Source organism: Brevibacillus centrosporus, from assembly GCF_046622605.1.
In the GTDB taxonomy this organism is placed as follows: domain Bacteria; phylum Bacillota; class Bacilli; order Brevibacillales; family Brevibacillaceae; genus Brevibacillus; species Brevibacillus centrosporus.
In genome coordinates this window covers 3068321-3082023 of sequence record NZ_CP176856.1, presented here as the reverse complement: position 1 = coordinate 3082023, position 13703 = coordinate 3068321, and the positions used below count along the sequence as shown (strand labels likewise).

Below are 13703 nucleotides of genomic sequence, written 5' to 3'. Positions count from 1 at the left end.
AACCGATTAGACAGCACATAAAAAGGAGCGTTAGCCTACACAGCTAATGCTCCTTTTTATGTGCTCTTTTTATTTTCCTGCTATTGTTCATGGATAATAAAGACTTAGACTGCCTCATTGAACTATCGAATCTGTTAGCGTAATGAGAGTCATTTTTATGTTAAGATAGTCTCATCTAAGATATCCGACCTTGGGATGTGAAAATATGACAAGAGACGAATTGAGCAAATTAATTGAACGGCGTGAAGAAGGAAGAGCCAAGCAAGATCAAGCAATATTAGGTGAGGTTAGAAATCACTTATTAGAACTACTTTCCTATTACCCTGATGATGCAGAGATCAATTACCAAACCGGAATAGCCCATGACAATTCCGGCCTTGGACGTGAAGCTATTCCATATTATGAGCGAGCTCTTGAATTGGGTCTTTCTGGGCCTGATCTTGAAAGATGCCTAATGGGATTGGGGAGTACATACCGCTACTGGGGACACTACCAAAGAGCCGTTGAGACGTTACGCAGAGGAATGAGTGAATTTCCAGAGAACCAGGCAATTAAAGTGTTTCTCGCTATGGCCCTGTACAATAGCCAAAGTTACAAAGAAAGCGTTGAGCTGCTGATTACAAATTTAATGGAAACTACCTCAGATGAAAAACTTCATTACTTTAAACGGGGAATATTGGCTTACAACGAAGACCTTGATGAAATAGCCGAATAAGTACAAATTAAATGCAACTATCACGGTTGCTTTTTCATTTTATCTGTTTTTAGCCTCCAGTTTCTAGGTATACTATCGATCCCTAGTATTCTGCCCGTTAGCGTAACAAAGCTGCCGGTCATCATCGCTGCAGCTTTGTCGTGGTTTGTTTTTGCGTTATCGATCCCGTTACTTCAACAACTTCTCCGTATTTGTTATACGGTTACGATTACGGTCATACCTGCAGTAAGTAAGGGTACTCGATGTAGGAATCTCAGTGGCACTCGCACGCAGATAGACAAGATACAGAGCAGCAAAGATCTATCACTTCATCCATTGCTCTCTTTTATCGATGGCTCATGCAATCCCCTTGCTACGGGAATGCCTGATAAAGCGAAGAAAAAAAGGGTATAGAACAGGAGATGGTAATCCATTAGCAAACTTACTAAAACGGAAGCGATCATACCGCCCACATAGCGGAAAGTGGAAAAGATACCAGAGGCAACCCCAGACATCTCCTTTGAAACAGCTTGCAGCGAAGCCGTTTGCATAGATGCTGAACCTATTCCTGCCCCTAGTCCTCCGATGACCAGGCCAATTGCGATCGTTGCGAGTGAATGGTTGGAATAGAATCCTACATATACGCCCACTGCTACGGCTGAGAAAAGAAAGGAAAGCAGAACTATCATTTTCTTTCCAACACGATCTGTTAGGTACCCGCCAACCCATGAAAACAGAGACATCGACAGCGAAAATACAAAGAGCAGCACGCCAATCGTTTCCACGGAGAAGTGGAATTCATTTTGCAAAAGTATCGGCATCACCAGGATGGTACTATACATGATGGCATTGCTAAACAGAATAGAAAAATTGGCACTGGTAAACATGCGGTTTTTGAATAATTGAAATTGAATGAGCGGTTCCTCACATTTCTTTTCCTGCCGGATGAACAGAAGAATTAGCATACATAGGAGTCCCAATGTCCAAATCGTCCTATATTCATTATGCGTCACTAACAGAATGAGCGATATGAGACTGATACCTAGAAGGACCGATCCATAGATATCCAGCGTTGCAGTCTTTTCCTTTTTGATGGCTGGTAAAAGAAAAAACGATGCACATAACGACACCAAAGCAAAGGGGACATTGATCCAGAAGATGGACGTCCAGCCCCATAAGCTGATTAAGATCGAGCCCATTAATGGGCCAAGCGCAGCGCCAATGCCCATGGAGAAACCAAACATTCCAAAGGTCTTGCCCATTTTCTCTCTGGGTGTCACATACCTGATGATGGCGCTGGCATTCGGAGCAGCCAATGCACCACCGACAGCCTGGACGGCTCGAAAAATGATCAACCACAGCAAATTCATCGTAAACAGACATGCGATGGAGGAAAGTAGAAAAAGCAGCATGCCTAAAAGAAACATCTCCCGATTGCCATAAATATCCCCAAGTTTTCCGGCAATCGGCTGAAGCACGGTCATCACGATCAAATAAACGGTAATGATCCAAGAGGCATGAGTCAGGCTGCTATGCAAGGATTCAACAATGCTAGGCAAACCAACAGCAATCATGGTTGAATTGACAGGGACCAAAAAAGTCCCTGTCAATATGGAGAGCAGCATGAGTCCGTGCCTATTGTTTTCCAAAGTGAACCACTCCGTTGGTACCATCTACTGTTACGATATCTCCATCCCGAAGAACGCTCGTCGCTACTTTTGTACCCACTACAGAAGGCACACGGTACTCTCTGGCAACGGTTCCTGCGTGAGATAAGATCCCGCCCGCATCGGTCACGACCGCTCCCACGACTGAAAACAGAACCGTCCATGGCGGGGTCGTTGTTTTACAAACCAGTACATCGCCAGCCTGAATTTTGGAAAAATCCTCAGGCCCTCGCACTACCTTTACAACTCCCGTGTACTGCCCCTGTGAAGCCGCATATCCGGAAAAATGTTTCTCCTGCTCATTCACGTCTGGTGTCTTTATTCCAAATACACGCTCCAAAATGGGATCGTCTGGAACTTGTTCTGGTGGTGTTCCATAAACGGGCGGCACGTTTTTCTGTTTGTTCTGCTCATGCTCCTGTTTCCGTCGCTCTATTGTTTGAGATACCAAAGCGGGTTCTGACAATACGTCGAGCAACTCATCATAGTACAGAAAGAAGATATCATTAGGAGCTTCCACTACATTCGCGTCCACAAGCATCTCCCCTACACGTAACAAGAAGAGCCTAGATTTCGCGGGGAGCATCGCATCAATATAGAAGTGGTGGTCCTCATCCAGCCCCCAGGCCTCCAGCGCCCATTGATGCAATTGTATAAACGCCTGCTTTCCTTCTCCCTCTGGCATTTTGGCTAACGTTTCAAGTAACTTCTCCTCGCGCTTTTGAACGATTTGCGCATATTCCTTTTCAAAATCATACTCTTTCTGCAAGTAGGCGCTGATCATGTATAGAACCTGATTGGGATTTTCGATCCAAGTTTCATCAAGGAATTCATGGGAGTTTGGGGAACGGTACCCGTATACATCGAGAAATGCCCGCAGGCCTGTTAAAAAAGCTCTTCCTTCTTCCTGTTGATCGAGCTGTGATACGATTTCTTCAGTGGGAAATCCGGTGAATATCCCTTCTAGTACCGCAGACTGTTTCACCCGCACAGCCAGTTTCCATAGCTCCCGATCTGTCTCCAGCGTCTTGTTCATCACACCTGACAGACATTCATAAACGGCCGTTGCATCCGACTCGTTGGTTAGTCGAGTGTACAGCTCCTCCAACGCCATCGAATGTCCGCTTCTTGGCATCACAATTTCAAAATGAAGCTGCCATGCTTTCTCGTAGAACGCAAATAGTTCCTCAACTCTTTGTTTGGCTTCATCTAATGTAGCCGTTTGGCTTCGATATGCATCCAATTGGCGATAAAAAGGGGAGAAGATATGTTCCACGGAATCCATCAGTCTTTGCTTTTGAATGGGAAACAAGGGACCTACCAGCTCTTGATGCTCTCGAATCCGTGAGGGCATATCTCCTTCATGAGGAAGTGTTGCTTGATAAAGGCGACCATCCGCCAATTTCATCATGAATTGACGGAGTGGCATTTTGAGATTTTCAAAGGCCGTTTTCGTTCCTTTTGTCATCGCCGGAATTTGAAACGACGCAAACAACGGGCTTACGGCATGGGCCAAATGAACATCATCCTGTATCCAAAAATAGTTCTGTTTGTCTTCTTCATTCAGAATGATCTCTCTTTGAAATTCTGTCAGTTGCGTCATCAATCCTGGCCTCCTCTTGTGGTAACAGGTCTCACTTGCAGGATGTAGATGTGGTCAGCCTTGATCGCAAATTCGACATCGACGGGATGCTGGTAGAATGCTTCCATTTTTTTCGTTTCTCTTACCAGTGACAATAGTTGCTCATCTGTGAGACAAAAGCACTCTTGCTCTTCACTAGTTGTCTCTACTTCTTTTACGCCCTTTTGCCCATAAACCAGTTTCATTTCTTTGCTGCCCAGATCTCTGTGAATGTAAGCAAGCTGTTTACTGAAACGAAAGCTATCTGGCGTAACCATGCCGGAAACAATTGCTTCTCCCAGCCCATAGCTCGCGTTAATCACGATCTCTTCCTTGTTTTGGGTTACCGGATTCATACTGAAAACGACACCTGAGACATCCGCTTCGATGCACCGTTGAATCAAGACCGCCATCGGAAAATTTTCAGCCGCAATCTTTTTTTGCTGGGCATATTGCTTCACCCTGTCTGAAAACAAGGAGCTCCAACACATTTTCACGCTCTCCATGAGATGAGGGAAATCTTTCACGTTTAGAATGCTTTCATATTGGCCTGCAAAAGAAGCTCCTTGCAAGTCCTCTGCTGCAGAAGAAGAACGAACGGCAACAGAAAGATCCGATTCTTTCGTCTCCACTTTCAGTCGCTCATAGGCGGCTGCAATGTCAAGCTCAATCTCTGACGGTACAGTCGCCTCCCATATTTTTTCCTTTAAATGATTCTCAATCATGAAGCGAGCGAGTGCATTTGAAGTAACGATAAATCCTTGTGGTACTCGGAAGTTTTCTTGAACCAATTGAGCTAAATGAAATGCTTTTGTACCCACTCGAAGGATGTCTTCCTGACCTGCCGATTGTAGGGATACCGTGTACAACCATATGCACTCCTTTACCGTAATGTAACGAAAATTTTACGAATGATTTATAATCCTTAAACAGTATTCAAGAGTGACCCTAATATTCGAAAAAAATATTCTACTGAGTAATGATTCCTTTGTACGGTGAAGCACGCTAAATTTCCTCAACGTGAAAAAGACACGAATTGTTGGCTTCATGCCTTTCGAAGTGTTGCCTGTCGTTTCGCTTAACTCCCCCGTCTTCCCATGTTCACGGGGTATTGAAGTAATGTCACTTTGACTGCTTTCCAGGTATTCCATTTATCGTTCCGTTTTTCAGCAAATCCGAATGTGACTCGAATGTTTTATCCTCTTTCTAAAACTCGCGAAAATGCACCCATTTTGACTATGGGGTCAGAGTGGTTTTTTACAGACAATACACTGTTCACGAACTTTCTCGGCAAAAATGTGGAAAACGAACGGAATTTTGTGTAATATTTGCTTTGAAGAAACGAAAATGTTTGGAATTGGGCGATGCCTTTGAGCCAAGCCCAGTAATGCATACCCATTAGGAGTGAGTGAAGTGAGTCAAAAAGTAAACCGCGCGTACAATTTTAATGCTGGACCATCTGCTCTCCCATTGCCAGTGCTGGAATTGGCTCAACAAGAGCTGATCGATTTCCGTGCAACAGGCATGTCCGTGATGGAGCTGAGTCATCGTAGCGCAGCATATGAAGTCGTTCATAATGAAGCGATCAGTAACCTGCGTGACTTGTTGTCCATTCCTGAAAATTATGAAGTATTGTTCGTCCAAGGCGGAGGAAGCCTGCAATTCTCGATGATTCCGATGAACTTTTTGCAGTCTGGTCAAAAAGCAGGCTACATCATGACTGGGGCATGGGCAGAGAAAGCGTTCGAGGAAAGCAAACTGTTCGGTGACGTGTATGAGGTTGCTAGCACGAAAGCAGGCAACTACCGTTCCGTTCCTTCCATTGATGAATTGAAATACCATGCAACCGATGCATACGTACATTTGACTTCTAACAACACGATTTTTGGTACACAATGGAAGCAGTTCCCGAACACAGGCGACGTTCCTTTGATTGCGGACATGTCGAGTGACATTTTGTCCAAGCCAATCGACGTGAGCAATTTCGCGATGATTTATGCTGGCGCACAAAAAAATCTCGGTCCATCCGGCGTGACGGTTGTCATCATCCGCAAAGACCTGCTTGAGAAAGCGAACAAAAACATCCCTACGATGCTCAAATATGGCATCCATGCGAAAAATAACTCGCTGTACAACACGCCTCCAACATTCGGCATTTATTTGCTTGGCGAGGTTCTTAAATGGGCAAAAGGCTTGGGCGGTATCCATGCATTGGAGAAGCAAAACGAAGCGAAAGCGAAGCTCATCTATGACGCGATCGATCAAAGCAACGGGTTCTACGCTGGTCATGCAGAACCAGCCAGTCGCTCGCTGATGAACATTACGTTCACACTGAAGGATGAAGCTGCAGAAAAACGCTTCCTCGCAGAAGCGAAGCAAGCCGGTTTCGTCGGGCTGAACGGTCACCGCTCGGTTGGCGGATGCCGTGCATCGACGTACAATGCAGTACCGTATGAAACGTGCAAAGCACTGAGCGATTTCATGGTTCAGTTCCAGAAGGTAAACGGATAATTGTTCCTTCTGTTCAGTGATAATAGAGTTTTAGACCGGAACCCCTTATGGTACAGGGGTTCCGGTCTTCTAAATTACCAGGTAATTGAAAATAGTTTCAGACTGACCAACGGAGTGCTCATATTCATTAAAGTAATAGGTTTTCAAAAATGACAATGTATATTGAACTAACCAAACTTCCATAGACAGACTTGGGTTCCATCCTAACCTTGTGTAACCATCTCCAAAAAACAAATGCTTCCGTGGGCGTCCAAAACGCTTTGTATATTTCATCGACACAATGCCATCCCCAATGCAAACTATTAGTATGATATTGTTTTTTATTGAACGTGTCCTTTGTTAAATAAATACCATCAGCAACCTCTGCTTTATCTCAAGCACTGTTAGAAACAGTAACTTACCGGGTGGAGATGGTTGACACCCTGTTTTCCAGTCAAAAGAGGATGCAATTTTGCATATTCAATCGCGGCTTCTAATGGCATTTGGGGGGGCATTTAACAATTAGTTGTTGCGCGTCTAAATGGGCATTCGTATGCTAAGAAGATGAGAAAAAAGAGAGAAGGTAGATACGAGAGAATGAACGGTAAGCGTAGTGCCTTCGTCCTGTTTTTTGTGCTAGCTTGGATGAAATGTGTCCTGTTTTACGGATTTCTCCTGGATGAGAGTCATGACACATCCCGATTTTTCTTGAGTTTTGTCATGATCCTTTGGCGATTTCCCTTTTACATCGGATTTTTGGGCTTGTTTCTCTGTCTGCTTTTCCTGTTTCGCGGGCGCGCAAAAGCGTGGATAGGCTGGGGACTTCTTGCGATATTATCGGCCATCGTCGTCAGTGATTTGTGGTATTTTCGTGGGTTTGAAACCTTGCCGTCTTTGCATGTGTTGCAGCAATCAGGGAACCTGCAAGACCTCGGCGGTTCCATTCGTTCCATGGCGCGCCCTTGGGACTTGTTGCTGATCTTCGATGTAATGATCATCCCGATCCACTTGTGGATGCGTCCGACTTGGTTTCAAGAGGAGGTGCGTTCATGGAGGGCGTTTTCCTGCTGGCTGATCGTTTGCCTCTTATGCACAAGTGCGATCCCTGCGCTGAAGGCCTATACCCCGCTTCGCGATTCTTGGGCGCTGTATTCCACGATCGACTCAGAGGGTACCGCCTACAATCTCAGTCCGATCGGCTATCACATACTAGATGCGATCGAAACGGCGAAAGAAGGAGAAACGCTTGCCCTTGACGCAAGCGAGAAAGAGAAAATCAAGGACTGGTACGCACAAAAAGAAACGAACTTGGAAGAAGCTTCGCGTGAGCCGTTCGGGCAGTTTCGTGGGTACAATTTGCTTCTTCTACAAGTAGAATCCTTGGAAGCGTTTGTGTGGGGACAGTCGGTAGAAGGACAAGCCATCACCCCCACTTTAAACGAAATGAAACAACATAGCTATTGGTTCTCTCGCTTCTACGAACAAGTGGGAGAAGGAACCACTTCGGATGCGGAATTTACTGCGAATACGGGCGTGTATCCTCTGAGAAAAAGCAGTGTATTTGTTCGCTTTCCGATGCACCGCTATCCATCGCTACCGAAATGGTTTGAAGAGAGCGGCTATTCAAGTATTTCCATGCATCCTGACAAAGGAGCGTATTGGAACTGGAAAACAGCCCATCAGTCTCTTGGCTATGACACCCGTATCGATTCGCTTGATATTGGCGAGTCAGAACGGATCGGCATGGGGATTAGTGACCAGGCTTTTTTGCAAGAAGTATCCCAAACACTTGCCAAGCAGCCACAGCCGTTTGTTTCTTTTGCGGTGACCTTGTCTTCGCATGCTCCCTTTGATTTGGATGAGAAGTATCGATCGATGCGCTTGCCCGCGCAGCTAGATCAGCATCGGATGGGCGGATATTTCCAAAGTATACATTACGTCGATGCCCAAATCGGGAAATTGCTTGCCTCGCTTCGCGAAAACAACCTGCTCGATCGCACTGTCGTCGTCGTTTATGGGGATCACGAAGGCATTCACAAATACTACGATGACGAAGTCGCAACAACTCCGCTTGCAGGGAATTGGTGGAAGGAAAATCACAAACGCGTCCCGTTTCTGATCTATCATCCTTCCCTTTCCGAAAAAGAAATTTCGATTCATGGCGGACAAGTTGATATATTGCCGACTCTCGCTCATTTGTTCGGGCTTCCTGCATCACCCCTCTCGCAGGCAACCCTTGGGCGAAATTTATTTACGACCGCTGACGACTTTGCTGTTCTCCGAAAGGGCGATGTCGTTGGAAATCTGCCCAATGAGCGGGCAACTTGGGCGAAACAAGGACCGCTCTATGCCGACAGGCTGATTCGCAGCAATATGCTTCTTCCATAAACAAAGCTCTCTTCTTCGAACAAAAACAGCCAAATCGGCTGTTTTTTTCATGATAGCAATAAACAGAAAATGATTGATTTTCCCATTCTTTTGAGTTTGTTTGTAAGTCGCTCCTTAAAGAACGCAAAAATAAAATGAATTCGTCCTTTGTTTGTCTCATCCCTCTCTTTTTCATTGTTTCAGAACCTTTATTACGTTAAACTGCCTGTTAGCGCAACAAAGCTCCATAAAGTCATAAATTACATTTTCTAAGCAAATAGAGTCAACTTTGTAAAGTGAATTTTTTATTAAAAGGTAGGAGCAGGTGGTTCGCCTATTTTCATACGGAGTAAACTATAAGGCTTTTGCCGCAGGTCATTTCCATAATGAAATCTTGCCTGCCGATGTAATTGGTTCACGATGAAATATAAGTATTGATCTGGACCTATAGAAAAAGTATCCGGCCATAAAATTCTCGGATCATGTGCGATGGTTTCCATTATTCCATTCGGCAATATCTTTCGAATACTATTGTTTTCATAGTCTCCAGCGTAAACGTTTCCTTTTGCATCGGTGATCATTCCATCTGAAGCACCTTTTTCTCCCCAATACTTCACGTGATGCTGTAAATTCATATCCGGTATCCTTCGGTCTCTAAGGGCTTCCGTTGAAATCGAGTACAGATGACGACTGGAGAGAGGACAGAAATACAACATCTTGCCGTCCGGGGAAATCGCTATACCATCGGATGCCAATCGAAAGGGTGAAGTAGATCCGTCTTTGTTTCGATTCATCAGGATTTTACCTTCAACTTTCGGTAAGAAAAAGAGATCGGGCGAAGTTGAATTTGCCCCGTTTAACCGTCTCCAAGCATAACCCGTTTCTAAATCAACGACAATAATGGCTCCTGGTCCTCGGGAAGACGAATCCGTTATATAAGCATAACCTGCTTTACCAACACGAAAATCAAATCGCACATCATTCAGATAAGTGGTTGGCAGGACAACATCTTCCGTAAATGTATATACACTTCTTATTGTATTTGAATGTAAATCTACAGCGACTAACTTCGCCCCCCCTTTGATAGGTTCTGAGAAATTAGGAGCTCCTGTATCCAGTACCCAAAGTGTTCCATTTCCATCAGCAACGACACTTTGGACACTAATGAAGGACTTTGTGATATTCGATGGGCTTACCACATTAGCGTCTAAACTAGGATAAGGCTGTAATGTATCGTGAACGATTTCAGCCACCGTAAATTTAACGTCGTCTCCCCATTTCGGAAAGCAAATAAAAATACGTCCGGTTTCAGAAACAGTAACGCCTGTAGGCATGGCTCCGTAAAATAAAAAAACCGCCTCAAACTTACCGAAATACTTTTCACTCGGTAACATCACTTGTATAAAATCCTCCTCAATAGTTTCGAACTGCTATCACCTATATATGACTGAATGTGGTTCAAGTGCCTGGATAATAAAATATTTTTACGGGAACCCCGCAAGTTGTGGAAGCGGCAAAACAAAAGAACGCAGCCAGTACGAACGTTCTTAAATAGGGGGATCCCCGAAGACGTCTCCCAGCTTGCACTGCCGCGCACCTGCTGTCGCCGCGCTGTAGTGCTGAAGAACGTCATCATTTTAACGACCAACCCGTAATACTAGGAAGCAGAAGCAAAAGGGAGGCTCCTTAAGGGCCTCCCTTTCGCTTGTCATGATGAGAGTGTCGGCTGACATTAGTGAGCTTGACTCCACTTGTATCCGAAAAAGAAGGAGAATCTCTGCCACTACCAAAGCTACCGATTTATTGTTGGTCCGACAGTCGTAATGCGGTGCACCTTCTGCCGTTTTCTTGCTTTTTCGGTGGAAGGATATTTGGCATGCGCATCTTTAGTAGATCATCGAGTTTTAATGAATTTAGAGATCATTATTGACAAGATATTAGCTGGTTTTATTTTAACAACTTTTCCGTTCGTTATGATACGGTTCACCTTAACGGTCATAGCGGCGAAAAGTGCAAAGAGACTGCCGCGGCAGTCCCATGTTTTGGTGATTATTGTTGCATTGAAACTTCAGTCTCTCTTGCACCCTACGCTTTGACGATATCTGCAACGATTTCGTAGGAGTGCAGGCGCGCCTTGTGGTCGAACATTTGGGCGATGACCATAACTTCATCAGCCTGGGTATCGTCCAGAAAGAATTGCAGCTTTTGCTTCACAGTATCCGGACTGCCGAATATGGATGAACCGAGCTGCTGCTCCAAGGCTCGCTTTTCGTATTCGCTCCAAAGACCATCCATGGTATCCACCGGCGGCTGCAGAGGCACTTCATTGCCCCGGATCAGGTTTAAAAATTGCTGCTGCAAAGTCGTTCCCAGACGTTTCGCTTCGTCATCCGTATCCGCTGCAATGACGTTGACACCGACCATCGCATAAGGTTTCTCCAGTACTTTCGATGGCTGGAAGGAACGCTGATATAATTGTATCGCCGGCACGGTGTTGGCAGGCGAAAAGTGGCTGGCATAGGCGAATGGCAGACCTAGCTGACCAGCTAGCTGCGCGCTGAACCCGCTCGAGCCAAGCAGCCATATAGGAATAGGCAAGCCCTCTCCAGGAATAGCCCTCACATGATTAGGGACTGATGATAAAGACGGGTCGAAGTAGGCCCGCAGCTCATCCAACTGATCCGGGAAATCTTCTCCGTCATTCCTACTGTCGCGGCGCAGTGCGCGTGCGGTTCGCTGATCCGTACCGGGTGCTCGTCCGAGACCGAGATCAATGCGTCCCGGGAACAAGGATTCCAGCGTTCCGAACTGCTCCGCGATCACCAGGGGCGAATGATTGGGTAGCATGATACCGCCTGAACCCACTCGGATTCTAGACGTGCCGGCTGCCACATGGGAGATCACTACCGAAGTAGCGGAGCTCGCAATAAAAGGCATATTGTGGTGCTCCGCCAGCCAGTACCGGTTGTAGCTCCACTTCTCTGCATGCTGGGCAAGATCAAGCGTGTTGCGCAAAGACTCGGCTGGACTGCCGCCCGCGACAATCGGGGACAGATCGAGAACAGAGAATGGGACGTCGCTCAGACGCTTGTTTGTTTTATTTTCAGACATGTCATCTTCCTCATTTCAGTGACGATATTGAAGATTCGACTCCCGACTTAGCCGCTTATGATCAATTCTTGATCCTTTATGTTGGCTTTAGGCCCCAAAATTTCCGGGTTAAATTCCCGCAGAGGCTGCCCTGCCGCGATTCGCTTGGGCCAGTCATGATTAGCAAGCGCTCCTTTACCCAAGGTGATAAGATCAGCCTCACCGCGTATCAAGAGCTGCTCCGCTTTCTCAGGATCTTCGAGATTGCCATTCGCAATTACCGGAACATTACTGAATTTTTTGGCCAATGCCGCCAGCGTATGTTCGGTTCCTTCAAATGCCGGTTGTGTCGCATCATATTCGGTTACATGGATATAATCCAATCCTACTCTGCTCAAGCTTGAAAAAATGATTTCAGCATCCTTTTCGGCTCCGGCCCATTTATGATGGTAATCACTGACCTTCCCTTGCGAGATACGGATTCCTACGACAAAATCGGTCCCAACCGCTTCACGCACAGCGTTAGCAACCTCGATAAGAATACGGACCCGGTTCTCTGTTGAGCCTCCGTATTCATCCGTTCTTTGATTCATATAATCCGTCAGGTACTCGTCAAGCAAGTAGCCGTTGGCACCGTGGATTTCTACTCCATCGAACCCTGCTGCTTTTGCTCGCTTGGCAGCTTCTGCAAAACTGCGAACGACCTCTTGGATGTCCGCTTTCGTCATTGGTTTTGGGTTTTTATAAGGCCCTTCCCCGACATAGAACGGAAGCTGTTCACCTTTTGCTCGTACGTGAGAGGGCGCGATGATCTCACTCTTGTAACGATTTCCTTGTGATTGGGCTCCTGCGTGCATCAATTGGACGATGATTTTGGATCCGGATTGATGTACCGCCTCAGTTATCTTTCTCCATGCAGCGATATGCTTCTCATTTGCTATTCCTGACTGATTCAAATACCCTTGGCTATACGTCTCATCGGGATAGGCACCTTCCGTGATCAAGAATCCAAAACCACCCTGTGCATAGCTTTTATAATAGTCAATCATGATTTGGGTTGCTTGGCCATCTTCAGTAGCGCTTACTCTGGTCATCGGAGCTAAGCCGATACGATTTTTTAATGTCAAATGACCAATCCGAATGTCAGTGAAAAGACGCGAAAACTTTTGATGGGTACTTGTTGTCAAGTTGATTTCTCCTTTTAACTTCTGCTGGTATTGCTATAGTTCCATGCGGGTGTATAGGCAAGCGGCAAACGTTGTTTTCGGCAAGTAGAGGAACGTCTTCTTATCCTGTTCGAACAGGGCGGCGAAGTGGGCAAAGAAAAGAACAAATTGCGTCTCATGTTGCCGACCTTGTCTCGACATTTCCTTTCTCATAGCCTATATACTTGCTCACTGTCTTTCATGAGATGTTCAGACGTTCAGCTATAGCCACCTGCCCCAGCCCTTGCGCCTGTAAATCTTTTATCGTTTCCACCTGACTCATCTTCAGCATCTCCAGTCTCCGTCCCCTTCACGATTGTCCTATGAAGAGGTATCGGAATATCTGGAATCGAACGTGTTACCCTAGCGATCTGTAATTTTGCACATGTATCGATTATTCCCCATGTACTCCCTCGTCATGCGGCATTATTTCAATGTACAGTAGACAGTTATAATAAGACGTTGTATACTTTCCGGCAAGTACACACTTTTTTGTAAGATAGTTTCTTTATTGATACTAATGAGGGGGATAACGGATTAACCCCCTGATTTTGGACACATACTCCCTT

9 protein-coding genes are annotated in these 13703 nt (G+C 45.6%); 3 read left to right on the top strand and 6 right to left on the bottom strand.

Annotation, left to right across the window (positions count from 1 at the left end):
• Positions 1–205: 205 nt before the first annotated feature.
• The gene (locus ACLIN2_RS15595) at positions 206–715 is read left to right on the top strand and encodes a tetratricopeptide repeat protein (RefSeq protein ID WP_310230953.1); all 510 of its coding nucleotides are present in this window, start codon (positions 206–208) and stop codon (positions 713–715) included.
• A 308-nt stretch (positions 716–1023) separates the two neighbouring features.
• On the opposite strand, the gene ACLIN2_RS15590 is transcribed toward ACLIN2_RS15595, so the two are convergent.
• Genes ACLIN2_RS15590 through ACLIN2_RS15580 form a run of 3 tightly spaced genes read right to left on the bottom strand, consistent with a single transcriptional unit; the run spans position 1024 to position 4851 of the window.
• Positions 1024–2343: an MFS transporter gene (locus ACLIN2_RS15590; protein ID WP_411501491.1), complete on the bottom strand. Its 1320-nt coding sequence runs from the start codon at positions 2341–2343 to the stop codon at positions 1024–1026.
• Entirely contained in the window at positions 2330–3964 is a 1635-nt protein-coding gene (locus ACLIN2_RS15585; RefSeq protein WP_411501490.1) for a PEP-utilizing enzyme, read from the bottom strand. Before ACLIN2_RS15585 ends, ACLIN2_RS15590 begins: the two co-directional genes overlap by 14 nt.
• Complete coding sequence (locus ACLIN2_RS15580; protein ID WP_411501489.1) at positions 3964–4851, bottom strand: PEP/pyruvate-binding domain-containing protein; 888 nt, start codon at positions 4849–4851, stop codon at positions 3964–3966. The genes ACLIN2_RS15585 and ACLIN2_RS15580 overlap by 1 nt, the downstream gene beginning before the upstream one ends.
• A 544-nt stretch (positions 4852–5395) precedes the next feature.
• Between ACLIN2_RS15580 and serC the strand changes: the two genes are divergently transcribed.
• Positions 5396–6493 (top strand): 3-phosphoserine/phosphohydroxythreonine transaminase, encoded by a 1098-nt coding sequence (gene serC, locus ACLIN2_RS15575; RefSeq protein WP_310230946.1) that lies wholly within the window; start codon positions 5396–5398, stop codon positions 6491–6493.
• 576 nt (positions 6494–7069) lie between these two features.
• On the top strand, positions 7070–8860 hold the full coding sequence (locus ACLIN2_RS15570) for an LTA synthase family protein (RefSeq protein ID WP_411501488.1): 1791 nt from the start codon (positions 7070–7072) through the stop codon (positions 8858–8860).
• Positions 8861–9147: 287 nt separating this feature from the next.
• On the opposite strand, the gene ACLIN2_RS15565 is transcribed toward ACLIN2_RS15570, so the two are convergent.
• From ACLIN2_RS15565 to ACLIN2_RS15555, 3 genes are all read right to left on the bottom strand, one after another.
• Positions 9148–10233 (bottom strand): L-dopachrome tautomerase-related protein, encoded by a 1086-nt coding sequence (locus tag ACLIN2_RS15565; RefSeq protein WP_310231718.1) that lies wholly within the window; start codon positions 10231–10233, stop codon positions 9148–9150.
• Positions 10234–10924: 691 nt separating this feature from the next.
• Positions 10925–11950 carry an LLM class flavin-dependent oxidoreductase gene (locus ACLIN2_RS15560; protein ID WP_411501487.1) on the bottom strand — a complete coding sequence of 342 codons (1026 nt, stop codon included), beginning with the start codon at positions 11948–11950 and terminating at the stop codon, positions 10925–10927.
• 47 nt (positions 11951–11997) lie between these two features.
• Positions 11998–13116, bottom strand: a complete 1119-nt coding sequence (locus ACLIN2_RS15555) for an NADH:flavin oxidoreductase (protein WP_411501486.1) — start codon at positions 13114–13116, stop codon at positions 11998–12000.
• Positions 13117–13703: the final 587 nt, after the last annotated feature.